Annotated in this window: 9 protein-coding genes; all 9 read left to right on the top strand. The window is 44.6% G+C overall.

Annotated features, from left to right (window positions below):
* The first annotated feature begins 295 nt into the window (after positions 1 to 295).
* The 9 genes from L6I86_RS10500 to lacZ all read left to right on the top strand — a co-directional run bounded on the left by L6I86_RS10500 (position 296) and on the right by lacZ (position 16,530).
* Positions 296 to 3,928 (top strand): polysaccharide lyase 8 family protein, encoded by a 3,633-nt coding sequence (locus L6I86_RS10500; protein ID WP_236286859.1) that lies wholly within the window; start codon positions 296 to 298, stop codon positions 3,926 to 3,928.
* 117 nt (positions 3,929 to 4,045) lie between these two features.
* On the top strand, positions 4,046 to 4,780 hold the full coding sequence (locus L6I86_RS10495; protein WP_236286857.1) for an alpha/beta hydrolase family protein: 735 nt from the start codon (positions 4,046 to 4,048) through the stop codon (positions 4,778 to 4,780).
* Between the two features lie 273 nt (positions 4,781 to 5,053).
* Positions 5,054 to 6,172 carry a glycoside hydrolase family 88 protein gene (locus L6I86_RS10490; protein WP_236286855.1) on the top strand — a complete coding sequence of 373 codons (1,119 nt, stop codon included), beginning with the start codon at positions 5,054 to 5,056 and terminating at the stop codon, positions 6,170 to 6,172.
* Between the two features lie 97 nt (positions 6,173 to 6,269).
* Positions 6,270 to 7,253 carry an ABC transporter permease gene (locus L6I86_RS10485; RefSeq protein WP_420851866.1) on the top strand — a complete coding sequence of 328 codons (984 nt, stop codon included), beginning with the start codon at positions 6,270 to 6,272 and terminating at the stop codon, positions 7,251 to 7,253.
* A gap of 13 nt (positions 7,254 to 7,266) precedes the next feature.
* The gene (locus tag L6I86_RS10480; RefSeq protein ID WP_236286853.1) at positions 7,267 to 8,142 is read left to right on the top strand and encodes a carbohydrate ABC transporter permease; all 876 of its coding nucleotides are present in this window, start codon (positions 7,267 to 7,269) and stop codon (positions 8,140 to 8,142) included.
* 117 nt (positions 8,143 to 8,259) lie between these two features.
* Positions 8,260 to 9,945, top strand: coding sequence for an extracellular solute-binding protein (locus L6I86_RS10475; RefSeq protein WP_236286851.1), 1,686 nt, complete (start codon positions 8,260 to 8,262; stop codon positions 9,943 to 9,945).
* 108 nt (positions 9,946 to 10,053) lie between these two features.
* Complete coding sequence (locus tag L6I86_RS10470) at positions 10,054 to 12,270, top strand: helix-turn-helix transcriptional regulator (RefSeq protein WP_236286849.1); 2,217 nt, start codon at positions 10,054 to 10,056, stop codon at positions 12,268 to 12,270.
* A 40-nt stretch (positions 12,271 to 12,310) separates the two neighbouring features.
* Positions 12,311 to 13,321 (top strand): SGNH/GDSL hydrolase family protein, encoded by a 1,011-nt coding sequence (locus L6I86_RS10465; RefSeq protein WP_236286847.1) that lies wholly within the window; start codon positions 12,311 to 12,313, stop codon positions 13,319 to 13,321.
* 71 nt (positions 13,322 to 13,392) lie between these two features.
* The gene (gene lacZ, locus L6I86_RS10460) at positions 13,393 to 16,530 is read left to right on the top strand and encodes a beta-galactosidase, LacZ type (RefSeq protein ID WP_236286845.1); all 3,138 of its coding nucleotides are present in this window, start codon (positions 13,393 to 13,395) and stop codon (positions 16,528 to 16,530) included.
* The last annotated feature ends 130 nt before the right edge of the window (positions 16,531 to 16,660 follow it).

Below are 16,660 nucleotides of genomic sequence, written 5' to 3'. Positions count from 1 at the left end.
GGTGAACTCTTGTAAATAACAGTTCTTTTTAATAAAACCTTCAGGTGGATCTTACGACAAGAGTAATGTTTATGGTCAAAAATATTGTTTATTGCCCAATTTGAAATAAGGATAGTACTGTAAACAAGGAACGATTGATTCGTTCACAGATAAATGAGCTGGGTAGGTTATTTTAAAAATTTAGGAGGTGACTGAAGATAATTCGGCAAGCGCTTTCAAAATGTCTGAATCGTCAATATCGAGATTTAGATGACTGTAAAAATTCTAAGTATATCGAAATGAGAGGAGAATGTTTATGTTTAATTGGAAAACGACCAAAATAGCTGCGATTATTGTGCTGGGTGCCATGCTTATTAATTTATTTCTGCTGCCAAATGCTAAAGTTGTTGCAAGCGGGGACGAATATGATGTATTACGCTTAAAGATATATGATGTCATTTCGGGAGGAAACGACTACGTTGCGACCGATCCGGATATTGCTCCTACAATCACAACTATCGATACCAATGCCCAGACGAGTTGGAGCACCATGAACAAAGCTCCTAACCGAAACTATCTGTGGGGTGCAAGCAATCCACTCGGTCCAACTATGTCCTCCTCCAAAGTTTCCGGTGATTTTAGCCAACTGCAGGGAATGGCACTTGCCTACAGTACTCGAGGCACAAGCTTGTACCAAAATCAGAGTTTGCTGGCGGATATTATAAGCGGCATGGATTGGATGTATGCCAACCAGTACAATTCGAGTGTTCCAGTCAGAGGCTATCAAAATACCACCAACAACTGGTACGATTGGCAGATTGCTTCTCCGCTTTCGATCAACAGTATTATCGTTCAGCTATATTCGTCACTTTCCTCCCTGCAAATCAGTAATTGGGAGGCAGAAGTAAGCCGGCAAACGCTTGCTCTTAATAGTGGTAACACGGGTGCTAACAGGGTTTGGACCTGCAATATTATCATTACAAGCGGTATCATTACCAAGAACAGTGCTAAAATCACTACGGGTGTGAACGGTCTTAGTCCTGTGCTTGCTTACGTTGCTTCAGGCGAAGGATTTTACAGTGATGGCTCGTTCCTGCAGCATACGGCACTTATTTCTTACAATGGTGGTTACGGACTTTCGATGCTCGATAATCTGACCCAGGTGATGTATATTGTTGCGGGCTCTACATGGGACATTACCGACCCGAACCTGAGCAATGTGTATCAATGGATCTACAAAGCTTACGAGCCGTTGTTTTACAACGACAGCATGATGGCTATGGTCAATGGTCGGAACATTGCCAGAATAGGTTCTGATGATTTGGGAGTTTACTCAACGGGTAGCTCTATGGGCAGACTAGGTTCCAGTGTGGTTAGATTGGCATATTCAGCACCTAATTCTGCGGATGTTTTGCGTTACAAGTCCATGATCAAGCAATGGATGAGCGAAGCAGCATCCCCGACGCCTTACGCTACATTAAGCTCGATTCAGATCATTGCACAGACTAAAGCAATTGTGAACGATTCCAGCATTACACCTAGAGGCGATCTGATATTAAATAAGCAATATCCGAATATGGCCAGAGCAGTGCACAGAAGACCGGACTTTACATTCGGTGTCAGCATGACTTCCGATAAAGTGGCCAATTATGAATTGATTAACGATGAGAACGTCAAGGGCTGGCATACTGGAGACGGCATGACGTATCTGTACAATTCAGACCTCGCTCAGTATATGGATGCCTTCTGGCCGACCGTAGACAGCCACCGTTTGGCAGGCACGACGGTCATTCAGAACAGCGAGCCAGGACCTGCGAAGAAGAACGGATCCAGCTGGGTCGGAGGCACTGATGTAAGCGGTTTATATGGCGTAACAGGCATGCAGGTCCAAGACGCTGTTTACTCTCTGTCAGCCAACAAGTCCTGGTTTATGTTTGACGATGAAATCGTCAATCTGGGTGCAGGCATTCAATCGACGAACACCACCAGCCCCGTGGAGACGATTGTCGAAAACCGAAAGCTGAACGGGAACGGAAACGGAAATAACACGTTTATTGTGGGCGGCGTACAGAAGTCCTCTGCATTGGGGTGGTCAGAAACGATGTCTGGAGTAAGTTGGGCGTATCTCGCAGGCAATACCGCTGGATCCGACTTGGGTTATTATTTTCCACAATCCTCCACTGTTAAAGGCTTAAGAGAGTCGCGGACAGCTAACTGGAAAAGCATAAATAATCACTATAACGACAGCAACTTGTACCCTGATTACTCTGTAGACTATACACGCAATTATTTAACCTTATGGATGGATCATGGTACAACCCCTACCAATGGTAGCTATTCCTATGTACAGTTGCCGAACAAATCGTCTGCGCAAGTGGCAAAATATGCCGCCAATCCGGATATCACGATTTTGGAAAACAGCACGCAAGCTCAAGCAGTAACGGAGAACAATCTGAATGTGACCGGCATCAATTTCTGGCAGGACGCTGTCAAAACGGTGGGTGAAGTAACAAGCAACAAAAAAGCATCGGTCATGGTTCGGGGCAGCGAGAATGGGACAGAGGTCTCCGTATCCGATCCTACGAAGGCAAATACAGGCACGATCGTAATAAATCTTGCGAAGAATTTGGGCCCGATCGCCTATCTTGATCCAGGAGTTACCGTAAGCACAAGCGGCGGCGTGACTACAATAACGGTCAATGTAAGCGGATCTCTCGGAAAAAGTTTCAAGGTTTACTTTAACAATCCGGCAGGCCCAGTCACAGGCTATGCGTTCAACGAGAACTTTAATGACATGATGGCGGCTGATCTGAACAGTCAAGGCGGTTGGGTCGGAGATAACGGAGGTGTGTCGGCCAATATTATTGGGGTGCAAGCTCTTAACGGATCTGCAACTGATAAATCGGTTAAATTGGCAACCAAGGCAACGGGTGGTAGAGCAGACGCTTATAGATTATTCAACGCCCCACAAGGCGGATTCCTGACTGCAGAAGTCACTGTTACTGCAGACGATAATTATTGGAAAAATGCGATGATTGTAGCAGACAGCAGTCTCACCTCCAACAACATTGCCGCGCATATCGTCATGGAAAACGGCAAGATGTGGGGTTACAACGGTGGTACGAAGACGGATATTTTGACTTCCATCACCCCTGGCGTTCCTTACCGTCTGAAAGCTGTTATTAATACTTTTACCAAAAAATTCGATATCTATGTGAATGATGTGATTCGAGTATCCCAATGGAGCTACCGTTATTCCGGAATAACCAAACTTGATAAGTTTCTGGTTGCCAACTCGGGGAATCTAAACAGCTCAATGAGTTTTGACGATGCGAAGGTGTCTTATCTGCCTTTAACATTAAGTTATTTGATCAATGAGAACTTTAATAATATGACGGCGGGCAATCTTAACGGACAAAATGGGTGGGTCGGCGATAACGGTGGAATATCGCTCAATACGATAGCAGTACAAAGTGTTAATGGCTCAAGTGCCGAAAAAGCTGTAAAATTGGCTACTAACGCAACTGGCGGTAGAGCAGACGCCTATAGATTATTCAACACCCCACAAGGCAGCAATTTAATTGCTGAAGTTACCGTTACTTCAGATGATAACTACTGGAAAAATGCACTCATCATGTCCGACAGCAGCCTGACATCAAGTAACATTGCCTCACACATCGTCATGGAAAACGGGAAGATGTGGGGCTACAATGCAGGAACAAAGACAGATATTTTGACGTCCATTACGCCTGGCGTATCTTACAGACTGAAGGTTATCATTAATCCTTCAACAAAAAAATTCGACGTGTACGTAGATGGTCAGCTAAGGGCGTCACAATGGAACTACCGTTATTCTGGGGTTAGCACGCTGGATAAATTGCTGGTAGGTAATTCCGGGAATTTAAACAGTTCTATGAGCTTCGACAATGTCAATTTATCTAGTTATTAATTAGTTCGGTTTAGAAAAAAAGTGTTTATTCACTGAAAATTGTTTATAGAAGAACTATGGAGAGGACGTGTAAATTTAGAGATGGATGATTGAAAAAGTGATTGGGGAAGAAGGACTATGCGAATTACGGATTGGAATGGCTATGAGCGAGTCAAGTTTGAACTTGACGGAAAGGAAGGCTTTGTTGTGTTTCCCAAATTACCTGCCGAGGGTAAACCGTGGGTTTGGCGAGCGGAGTTTTTTGATTACTTCGACTATGCAGACATGGCGCTACTTAAAGAAGGTTACTGTCGTGCATATTATAAGCAGCACGATCAGTATGGTTGCCCGGATGCGGTAGAAGGGATGCTAAAATTCCAGTCATTCGTCACCCGCACATTTGGGTTAGCGGAAAAAGCAATTATATTTGGATTTAGCCGCGGTGGGCTGTATGCATTTAACTATGCAGCGACATATCCCGAGCAGGTATCACTTCTGTACCTTGATGCTCCCGTGCTCGATATTAGAAGTTGGCCCGGTGGTAAGGGCAAAGGGATTGGTGCAAACAGACAGTGGCAAGAATGTCTAACCGCGTATGGTATTACTGAAGAAGAAAGCCTTTCAGCAGGCATTTCTCCGCTCGATCGGGTAAAGGCAGTGGCATCCGCTGGAATCCCCATTCTTCTAATAGCAGGTGACGCCGACGCTATCGTACCTTACGCTGAGAATGGAGCGATATTAGTGAGTCGTTACACAGAACTCGGTGGAACTATTGAAACAATCGTTAAGGCAGGTGTTGGTCATCATCCGCATAGTTTGATTATGCCTGAGCCAATTGTAGAGTTTGTACGCAGATATGGTCATGGAAAATGAATTGAATCCAATGAGAGGTTGTCCGACAAAGGCAACCTCTTTTTTTTATGAAAAGCTTTACATACTCTTTACAGATTCTAAAATACATAAACATATTTCGAGGTATAAACAACCGAGTAGATTAAGCATTTTCATTTTTTTGTTTATGACATAAAAACATGTACATTGAGCGAACCATGGAAAGCAGTATAAGCTAAGTTTGCTTCAAGGGGCGTCATCAGGGATGCAGGTAACGAACTCACGAATGCTAGTATCAGAAGGAGAGTAGAAGAAATGCAAACTAGAGAATGGATTGAAGAAGCTTGGGCAGCAGGAGTTGATAAAGTTCGAACCGCGAGTCAACGAATTGGAGCTCGCTTCCCGCACGGCTCGCATGATGGAGAGTATCAATTAATGCCGCCGGTATATTGGACTGCAGGTTTTTGGACTGGTTTATTGTGGCTCGTCAATCGGGAACACGATGACAAGGAACTCCGACAAATCGCAAATCAGTGCGAAGCCCAGTTGGATGATTTGCTTCACGACTACGACTCATTGAGTCACGATTTAGGGTTTATGTGGACATTAAGCTCTATCGCTAATTGGCAGACCACGAACAATGAGTTTTCCAAACGCAGGGCTATGGTTGCAGCCAGCCATTTAGCAGGCAGATTCAATATTAACGGACGCTTTATCCGGGCATGGAACCAGCCAGAGCGGACAGGCTGGGCAATCATCGATTGTCTGATGAATATGCCTTTATTATATTGGGCATCAGAACAAACAGGGGATCCACGATTCAAAATTATCGCTGAAGCCCATACGATGACTGCCGCTAAACATTTTATGCGTAAAGATGGATCTATACGGCATGTAATCTGCTTTGACCCAGTGACTGGTGTTTTTACAGGCACTCTGGGAGGGCAAGGTTTCTCCGAAGATTCGGCCTGGTCTCGGGGAGCGTCTTGGGGCATCTATGGGTGGACACTTGGATTCAAACATACTCAACGCCGAGAATTTTTATGGATTGCTGAGCGGGCGGCTGATTTTTTCTTAGGGAATCTTCCAGATGACCATGTCCCTTATTGGGATTTTTATTTACCTTCGGTTGAGAACGCTCCGAGAGATTCGAGCGCAGCCGCGATTGCAGCTAGTGGACTCTTGGACTTGGCCGATGCAATAGGGGGAGGGAAAGGTGGCTATTACAGAGAGCAGGCTTTAGCCATCCTGGAGTCTTTAACCAAGTTCTATCGTGCAGACGAATCTGAAGAGGCCATCTTGCTTTATGGCACTGGTAATCTTCCAATGAATCAAAATGTTAACCGTCCTCTAATTTACGGAGATTACTATTATATGGAGGCGCTTGCCAAATTAAGAGGGAAACAGGGACTTTGGGGACCTTGGGACCGCTAAAAGAGAAATTGTTAGCCTCGTAAAAACATGTTTATTGAACCGTTAAGCTTTATCCTATACGCTTGGTTCAATTCGAAAGAGGGGAAGTGACAAAGTCGTGAAAAATGTTGACAGTTTCAATAATTCATCAATCAACGTTAATAGACAACCACTAGACGCCAAAAGCAGTTGGTTGGTAAGAAAGTATACAAAGCGGGTATTGAAGCAGAATATCCCCTTATATCTAATGTTTCTGCCAGTTATGATTTATTTTATCGTGTTCAAGTATTTTCCTATGGCTGGCCTTATCATCGCGTTTAAGAAGTATACGTTCATAAAGGGAATCTGGGGAAGTCCATGGGCAGGACTCAGTATGTTCAAGCTCATTTTCAGCACGGATCAAATGCTGGACATTATATGGAATACATTGCTGTTAAGCGGACTCAGTATTATTGTCGGATTCCCAGCGCCGATCCTGTTGGCTCTTCTTCTAAATGAAGTGCGAAAGCTGCCGTTCAAACGTATGATACAAACTTTCGTCTACTTACCGCATTTTTTAAATTGGGTTATCGTCAGCGGCGTTGTACTTTCGCTGTTCTCGGTGAAAACTGGTGTTGTTAATCATTGGCTGTTGAGCATATTTGGATTCACCTATCCCTTCTTATACAAGGAATTTTCTTGGCTAACCATTTTCCTGTCTTCCGGGATATGGAAAGAAGCGGGTTGGGGTTGCATTATTTATTTAGCTGCTCTCGCGTCGATCGATCATAGCTTATACGAGGCTGCGAGTATAGATGGAGCGAACAAATGGAAGCAGATGATCCATATTACGCTGCCAGGCATAGTTCCTACCGCTATCATTTTGCTCATCCTGCAAATCGGCAAATTAATGGAATTAGGCTTCGATCAAGTCTATGTACTTCAAAATAGTACGGTCGGCGAAATATCAGAGGTTATGAGCACCTATATTTACAAGATCGGCATTCAGCAAGGACAATTCAGTCTTGCCTCAGCTATGGGGTTATTTGAATCATTTGTCGGGCTCGTACTTGTTATTACGGCTAACTGGATCGCAAGACGGTTCGGACAAGGTTTATGGTAAGGAGGGGAAGTTCATGAAGCATACAAAGGGAGAAAAACTGTTTTTTGGCATCAATTATATCATTCTGTTTTTGATTGGACTTAGCTGTGTGTTACCACTGATCCATATCGCCGCGGTTTCGTTCAGTGATAAAAACGCGGTTGCTTCCGGATCGGTAGGGTTATGGCCAGTCCATTTCCAGCTCAATTATTACAAAGTATTATTCGAAGAAACGCCGGTGTTTCAAGCTTTACGTAATAGTGTGATCATCACTGTTGTAGGTACCGTACTCAGTTTGTTCACTTCCGTATTGGCCGCCTATCCGTTATCCAAACGATATTTTATCGGTCGTAAATTTTACTCCTTTGTCATTATATTTACCATACTTTTTGCCGGCGGCATCATCCCGACCTATTTGCTACTGAAGACCTTGGGACTAATCAATTCGTACTGGGCACTTTGGTTGACGGGACTTGTTAGCGTGTGGAATATGTTGGTTTTAAGAACCTTCTTCGAGGGTCTGCCCGAGGAGCTGGACGAGGCGTCGCGTATCGATGGATGTTCGGAATGGAGACTTCTAATGCAGATCGTTCTGCCACTATCGATTCCCGTATTGGCAGCGATATCTTTATTTTACGCAGTGTCCTATTGGAATGCTTTCAATAGTGTATTGATCTTCATTAGCAATTCGGACAAACATAACATGTCGGTACTCGTACAACAAATTATCCAGAGTGAGACTTTGCTTTCTGAAGTGACGAACACGAGGCCCGATTTGGCAATTATGCTTGCTTCGGATGGGCTGAAATCTGCAGGGATTGTAGCGATAACGCTTCCAATGCTCATTATTTATCCTTTCATGCAGCGTTTTTTCGTCAAAGGCATGCTGATCGGAGCGGTCAAAGGATAGTTCCGTTCGTATTTGACTCTGCAAGGGAGGTGATGCTAGGAACGTAAAGCGAACAGCCAGTGAAGAGAAGCATCAATAGTCAGTTGAAACAAAATACTAAAGGGGTGTGTCTGCGATATGAACAATCGAAGAGTGAAAAAATCGGTTACTACATCATTAATATTATTGTTGACGAGCAGCATGTTACTTGCCGCTTGCAGCAACGCTAGCAAGACGGAGGATGCAGGTAAAACAGGAGCAAAGGACAATACCACAACAACGACACCAAAAGGGCCAAAACCGAAAATTAAAGTTTCGGTTTACGATCGCAACAATGTACCTGAGGGAGAAGGGAAAATTACGGATAACCGCTGGACCAAGTGGATCAACGAAAACGCGCCGGTCGAAGTCGAGTTTGTCCCTGTACAGCGAAATAACTCTCCGGAGAAGTGGAACGTATTGTTCGCTTCAGGCGAAGCACCGGACTTGATTTTTGAGTATTCCGAAGCTTATATGAAAGAACTGGCGGGAAAAGGGCAATTAATGCCGCTTGATGATGCAATCGAGAAATATGCGCCGACTTACAAGAAAATTTTGGCGGATAACCCGATTCTTAAAACAAAGACTACATTTAATGACAAGACGTATTTCTTTGGACGCATGTTCCCCGAGATGGTTACTAACCATTATCTGATGGTACGTAAAGATTGGCTCGATAAGCTTAAGCTTCCAATGCCTAATACCGCGGAAGAATTCTATCAAGTAGCCAAGGCGTTTACCGAGCAGGATCCAGATGGCAACGGCAAGAAGGATACGTATGGATCGACATTAACCGACGTCGATTTCTTCTATGGTGTAGGCGATATCACCAGCCCTGGTTCTGGTGCTGCTGCTTCTATTAATATGTTTCACCTGCAGAACGATCAATTTGTGCATTCATGGGATAGGCTCCAAGCTTCCCAGGTCTTAAAGAAACGCCTATATGACGCAGGAGCTGTTAACAAAGATTTCTTCGCAGATAAGAACGGCGAGATGGCGAAGCAGGATTGGGTAAACGGTAAGCTTGGCATGTATATCGGCGACAATTTGGAAGCTGTTAAAGGATTCAGCACTTATGATACGTTTTCGAAAAACAATCCGAATGCAGACGTCGCGTTGTTGCCGTTTCCCAAAACCGAATTCGGACAATTCGCGCCTCCTGGCGCAACACCGTTCCAGTTAATGCTGGCAGTCAATGCGACTTCCAAAAATGTGGAAGCGGTGATGAAGTACGTCGAGTGGATGCTGAAAGACGAGACATATACCACTTTGAAATACGGCATGGAAGGCGTTAATTACAAGCTGGATGCTGCAGGATGTCCGAAACCGATCGATACAGATAAGAACAAGAAGGAAAAAGACTGGAACGCGGATTTCTTAGTCATTAACCAAGTGAATAAGTTGAGCAAATGTGAATCATTTACCCAATCAATATTGGATGTCAGCAAGCCGTTAGACAAGAAGTATGCTGAGCTAATAAGTCAAGGCAGGAAGTTCTACGCTACGCCAGAACATCCGTTCTTCAACGATATAACGCTTCCGCTAGCACTACCAGATGATTTGAACGTCATCGATAATTCCGTGAAAACGACGCTCATCAATATCTTTACGAAAGCGGTTGTCAGCGGCGCAACCTATACAAACGAGCAAGCGATGAAAGATGCGAAAGATGCTTGGGAAAAAGCCGGCGGCAAGAAAATCGACGACTTCTACGGCAAAGCTTATACAGATTACAAAAACAAAGGCGTTATTTTCACCAAGGATTATTATAAATATGTGAAATAACCATAAACGGAAGGCGAGTGTCAACGCTCGCCTTCCGTTTCCATTACAATTCCTGGCTTTAGGTGTGCTAAACTGAAGACGGTATTTGTCGAAAGGAGTGTAACATCTATGAGCAGAAATTGGTTTCATCGCTTGCTTATTTCATATTTGCCCGTTCTTATCCTGATCGGTTGCCTTTTTGTGTTTATCGGTATTATCCAATTGAGCGAGCTTTCACAGAGAAATGCGGTGAAATCAAGCCAGATCTACGCGCAAAATCTTCAGAACAACATCGACACGTCATTGCGCTCAATTGAAATTATGATGATAGAGATGATTTCTAGAAATACAAAGCCAACCTCATTCGCTAGTATGGAGAGTTCGCCAGAATTCATTGTTGACTTGTCTCAGCTTCTGCAAGGCATGGTCTCCACGAATTCCTTGATAGACTCGATCTACATATATCGAGCAGGAGACGGGACAATTGTTACTGATCAGACGAAACTGACGCTCGAGCAATCCGCCGACGGATCCTTTGTTGAAGCAAACTTGTCAGCACTTTCGAAAGGTTGGAGCGATCCCCGCACTTTTCGTACCTTCAAGATCGGGAACGAAAAAAAAACGGTTATCTCCATAGCGAAGGGCATTCCACTTACCGGAAAAGGTACTGCACTTCTAGTTGTTAATGTAAAAGTGGATTCCATTCAGCAATATTTAGATAAATTTGGGCAATCTGATGTCAGCTATATTTCGGTATCTGACCGTGCAGGAGTTGAAATGTTCAGGCAAGGGGGACGGTCGTCGCATGAGGATGACATCGTTGTAACCTCTAACTATACGGGATGGACCTATAAAAGTGGTTTAAAAGAAGAAATTATGGGGAATGTATTCAGCTACATCACTAGTGGTTGGGTCATGCTTGGTTTTCTTGGGCTACTTATCGGAATTTGGTGGATCATCTATATTTCTCGTAAAAATTATAAGCCAATTGAAACTATGATGTCCCGAATTCAAAAATACAATCAACAACATAAAAATTCATTCATACAAGAAGCGTCAGTGGACGACCTAAGCTATATAGATTATACGCTGAGTAATATGATCGAGGCTTCGGAAGATTACGAGAATCGTAACCAGGAAAACAATCGGTTTCGACGATTGCGCTTGTTCCAACAGCTAGTTGAAGGTGTCGAATCAATTAACCAAGAGGAATGGAACGTGTCGCTTCGCGAACTAGAGATCGATGTATTCACCTGCGCATCCGTTAGTATTATTGAGATAGATAAATATTCGGAATTTATTAGTCAGTATTCCCACGCGGACCAGGGGTTGTTTAAGTATATTTTAACGAAGGTTGTAGATGAAACCGCAAAAGCAGATTCGCTTCGCATTTGGCAAGAATGGGTTACAAATCATCGATTGTGCGTGATCTATTTCGGAAATGACGAAGAGCTACAACACCAATTGGGTAGCCGTATTTTGACGCAGTCTGAGCAAATCCGTGAGTGGCTTCAGAATAATTTAAAACTTACGGTAACATTAGGCATCGGTGAAGCGGTAACAGAGGCAAGCGCAGTATCTGTATCCTATGATACCGCCCTCAAGGTGCTTAGTTATAAATCAGCTCTAGGCAGTAATCGGGTAATCGGTCATTGGGAGATCGATGTGCTGTCTCATGATGATATGTTCGTATATTTACAATATGTTCGTACGATTGCCCAGGCCTTCCGTGTAGGAAGTGAAAAATGGCAGGAAGAGCTGAAATTACTGTTTGACGGATTGAGATCACTGTTGCTTCCCAAAGAGGAAATCGATAGCGTATTAATTTATATGAATTTCTTCTTCCATCGAGAAATGACAGAACTGCCGCCTGTTTATCAGACTCTGTGGAACAACGAATTCCGAATACAGTGGATAGAGAGAATGGAATCGCTCGAAACGCTGGACGAAGTGGAATCCTTTTATTTAGAACGGCTGACTTCTTGCGATAGAAAAATGAAGAGTTTGAGGGAAGAAAAAGGAAATCATGCTATTGTTCGTCGAGTTAGGGAATATATTGAGGAGCATTTTGATAATCCGGACCTATCTTTGTCGATGTTAAGTGAAAAGTTTAATATGAATGCTTCCAGTTTAAGCTTGCTATTCAAGTCAGAATTCGGTGAAAAATTCGTAGTCTATCTCTGCCAAGTGAGAATGGAACATGCCAAGGAGTTGCTTCGAGATGGAAATCTACCTATTCATGAAATTTCCGTTATGGTTGGGTACCTGCAACCGATATCGTTTATTAGGACGTTCAAGAAGACGGTAGGAGTAACACCCGGAGATTATCGAAAGGTACATCAATAAAATATAAACGCGCCTCGACTGGAGCGATAGGGAGAACAATATGAACGAAGAAGTTCCGTTTTGGAAACAACAAGCTTATTATAGGAATTTAATTCGATTAGTGAAAACAGATAGAGGTGTGAAGCCTGTGCGTTTCACCAAACGTCAATTGGAGCATTTCAGTCGTGATGAGTCGTATCGTCTGCGCTCGCAATGCCCAGCAGGTGTTAGTATCTCCCTATTTACTGATGCCACATGGATCGAACTAGATATACAGGCCGAAGCCGCTATGCGTGATCGCTTACTTGTTATGGCGACGGTAGAAGATCGTTGGTCAAAATTAGCTACTTGTGATCCGCTAGGTCCATTGCCAAGAGTTGTCTCATTCCGTTTTGACTTGCATCCGATGGCGAAAGATGGCAAACCTCGAAGCGTTGACATTTATTTGTCGCAATGTGTAGATCTTACCATTACTGATGTCAGGCTTTCCCCCGGCGCATTTGCAAGCCCCCCAGAAGATCGCCGTTCCATGCAGTTGCTCTGCATCGGTGATTCGATTACACAAGGGATTGATTCCCATAATCCTGCTGGCGGATTTGCTCTACGTCTAGCCCGGCTATTAAATGCAGAATTGCTTAATCAAGGTGTAGGCGGGCATGATTTTGACCCAGATAGTTTTGACCCTGAGCTTTCGTTCGAACCTACGCTGATAACAATTGCTTACGGTGTTAATGATTGGTCCAAAAACAAAACGGCGAGTGAAATTAAGGAAAATGCTCGGAGATTATTGGAGCGCGTCGGTGCACGTTACCAGGGCGTACCGATTCTTCTAATTACACCGATCTGGCATCATAAGGAGTATGAGCAAATAGCTGCATGCACTTTGAGTGATGTAAGGAACGCAATCGCCGACGCCGCGGTAGGAATGTCTCATGTGCAAGTTGTAGATGGCATCGGACTGGTGCCTGGCTTGTCTTATTTGTTCTCAGATGGCGTCCATCCAACGGACGAAGGTTTTAGTCATTATGCTGTTGAATTGTGGCGACATGCACTGCGAGCGCTTGGTCGCTAATGCACAGCCACAGTAGTGGGCTAGAGAAACTGATTACGCTTTATTTATGTGAATAGGAGTGTTGATGTGAGATGAGAAATGACTGGGAAAATCATAAGCTGCTGCATCGGAATCGTCTACCGGCAAGAGCCGCATTCATTCTTTTCGATGATGATGAAAATGCTTTAATTAATGATAGAGAAGCCTCCCCATACTATATGCCGATAAATGGTAAATGGAAGTTTCATTACGCGCAAACACCTGCGCACGCACCCTCCAACTTTCATTTGGAAGCGTTCGACGTTAGCGGATGGGATGATCTGTTGGTTCCTTCCTGTTGGCAGATGCATGGCTACGGAAAGCCACACTATTCGAACGTCGTCTACCCATTCCCGGTTGTACCGCCGCTTGTGCCAACGGAAAATCCTACAGGTTCTTACCGACGTGAATTTACTGTTTCGAGCAGCTGGAGCGGGCAGCGCATTATGCTCCATTTTGAAGGTGTGGACAGTGCTTTTTACGTATGGGTAAATGGACGTGAGGTAGGATTCAGTAAAGGAAGCCGCATGCCTGCACAATTTGATATTACAGATCTGATCCATGAGGGAACGAATGTTCTTGCGGTGCGCGTTATGCAGTGGTCAGACGGCTCGTACCTTGAAGATCAGGATATGTGGTGGCTGAGTGGGATATTCCGTGATGTGTATTTGACATCTGCGCCGCAAACGCACTTATATGATTATACCATTCGAACGGTTCTGGACAGCGACTATTGCCATGCTAAACTCGAGGTTCAATTGCAGTTGAAAAGTATGAGTTCAGATCCGCAAACGGACTTGCGAATTGAGTTACAACTAATTGATGCAGCGGGAAGAGATGTAGAAGGTGGAAATGTTAAGAAAGTAATCCACGGCGATAGCATACAGCTTGATCAGGATTCATCGTTTACACTTTCCATTCGAAGTCCTAGGAAATGGTCCGCTGATGACCCGTACCTCTATCGGCTGTTAATACGCATTATTGGAGATCATACACAGGTAGTTGCACCGAGTGTTGGCTTCCGCTGTGTAGAATTGAAAGATGGCTTACTACTTGTGAACGGCAGGGCGATTAAGTTAAAAGGGGTTAACCGTCATGATCATCATCCCGATCTAGGGAGAACTGTACCGCTTGCATGGATGCGAAAAGATGTGGAGATGATGAAGCAACATAATATTAATGCGGTGCGTACCTCTCATTATCCGAACGATTCACGGTTTTATGATTTATGTGATGAGTACGGACTCTATGTCATCGATGAGGCGGATCTAGAGTGTCATGGTTTCCATCGGACTGACAACCCAACTCAATTGAGCAACGATCCTGAGTGGGAGGCAGCGTATCTGGATCGGATCGAACGAATGGTGGAACGCGACAAGAACCATCCTTCTATTATTCTCTGGTCACTTGGTAATGAATCCTACTATGGCTGTAATCATGCGGCGATGTATCGCTGGACAAAAGAACACGATTCGACACGATTGGTACATTATTCGGAGGATCGGGAGGCTTTAACTGCCGATGTGTTCAGCACCATGTATTATTCAATTGAGAAGTTAATTGAGCTCGGCAAACGCGATGATCTCGGAAAGCCCCACATTCTTTGCGAATATGCGCATGCGATGGGCAATGGTCCAGGCGGTTTGAAGGACTACTGGGATGTCTTCTACGCTTATAAGCGTTTGCAGGGAGGATTTGTGTGGGAATGGTGTGATCATGGTATACGGCAGCAGACTGCTGATGGTCAGGAATTTTTCGTCTATGGCGGAGATTTTGACGACCATCCGAACGATTCGAATTTTGTCATTGATGGTCTTGTCAACCCGGATCGCGTTCCTTCGCCTGGACTGCTGGAACTTAAGAAGGTAATCGAGCCGGTATTGATTGAGTCCCTGGATTTGCAAGCAGGACAGTTGAAACTTACGAACCGGTACGATTTTGTGAATTTGCATCATTTGCAACTTGTCTGGACGGTCATGGCGGATGGGAAAGTGCTAAGCTCAGGAAAAAGTGAATTGCCAGACATCCTACCGGGGGAGACAGATATAGTGAACGTCAGCTATACACTGCCAGATCGATTGCAACCTGCGACCGATTATTGGCTAAATGTCAGCCTTCAGCTTGCTGCCGAGACGGCGTGGGCTCAAAGCGGCTATGAGGTCGCGTGGGCTCAGTTTGAGCTCCCGAACAGATCGCAACATCAGCTTAAACTTGACTTGTCTGGTTTAAAGCCACTATTTGTAACGGAAAATGGCGTAATGCTTGAAGTAAGGGGAGGCGACTTTGAACTCCACTTTGACCGAGTTTTTGGTGTTATCGCAAGATGGCAGCACGCTGGGGTTTCACTGATAACGGAAGGGCCAAGGCTCGATTTGTGGAGAGCCCCGACAGACAATGATATGAGGCCCATCGGTGACTGGCGAACCTCTTTGGAGAATGACTGGCGTGCGACGGTAATATGGAAAAATTTCGGTCTGCACTGGCTACAGCACCGAATCATGGACTTTGATTGGAAGGGAAACGATCAGGGAACGTTCGTTACCATTACCTGCAGAGTACGCGTAGCGCCACCAATTCTGAAATGGTCTGTTGACACCCTGTATATCTACAAGATTCATGCTAATGGTGATGTGACGATCGACATAAAAGGTTCAGTTGAGGGCAGTGGTGCTCCGGCAACATTTCCTCGTATTGGACTGCGAATGGCACTGCCAAATGATTGCGATCGGGTCGAATGGTACGGCAAAGGTCCAGGAGAAGCGTACGCCGACTCGAAACAGGCGGTAAGGTTTGGTGTCTATCGATCATCTGTGCGTGAGTTGTTTGAAGACTACATCGTTCCGCAGGAAAATGGTAACCGCACCGATACGCGCTGGCTTGCGTTGACAAATGAGCAGGGGGCTGGTTTGCTGGCGGCAGGTTCGCCTCAGTTCGAGTTTACGGCCAGACGTTATACGAGCGAAGATTTGGAAATGGCACGACATACGTATGAGTTGAAGGAGCGTGACAGTGTCTACCTACATCTAGATTTAGCTCAAAACGGGATCGGTAGCGCTAGCTGTGGCCCGGGTGTGCTTTCAAAAGATACATTGAAGGCGGAGGATTTCGAGTTCCAAATTCACTTTAAACCGATTATCGCTGGCTCTGGTTCTTCTGCTCACCTTGCAAAGTATGTAATGCCTGAGCATTGAAGCGCGACTTAGGACGGATAGTTTATCTTACTGTAAGATACCTCATAACATTTTGAACAAATGTCATGAAATTATCGAATAGCTTATAAAGTAGGCTTGTTGAAAACTGATCAAGACCTAATAGTTTTGG

Source organism: Paenibacillus allorhizoplanae, assembly GCF_927798215.1.
GTDB lineage: Bacteria > Bacillota > Bacilli > Paenibacillales > NBRC-103111 > Paenibacillus_E > Paenibacillus_E allorhizoplanae.
This window is presented reverse-complemented; position numbering and strand designations above follow the sequence as displayed.